Here is a 364-nt window from a genome sequence, read left to right as displayed (position 1 = left end):
GTCCTACGAGGGTATGAGCCAACCGGGCCGCCACGAGCTCCGGCAGTTTTCCGAGCTGTTCGAACCGCTCTACAAGGCCTCGAGCCCGGAGGCGCGACGCAACGCGGTGGCGGCGCTGGCGCGCTCGCCCGTGCTGCCGCAGGCGGTGGCTGTGTTCGTCGGCAGCCAGCCGATCGAGATCGCTGCCCTCTTCCTCACCCGGTCGCCCGCGATCGACGATGAGACGCTGATCACCATCGCCAGGCGTCAAGGCCCCGCACATGCAAGGGCGATTGCGGCACGCGAAAACCTCAGCGTCAAGGTGGTCGACGCACTGGTGTCGCTGCATCACGGCAATGCCGGTACACGGGCACCGATCGAAGAA

The 364-nt window shown here is 67.0% G+C and carries 1 protein-coding gene; it reads left to right on the top strand.

Annotation, left to right across the window (positions count from 1 at the left end):
• Positions 1–13: 13 nt before the first annotated feature.
• A partial coding sequence (locus AC1D0P_RS32240) for a DUF2336 domain-containing protein (RefSeq protein WP_477680443.1) occupies positions 14–364 on the top strand: 351 nt, incomplete at its 3' end.

Source organism: Polaromonas sp. P1_G2 (genome assembly GCF_056405515.1).
This window is presented reverse-complemented; position numbering and strand designations above follow the sequence as displayed.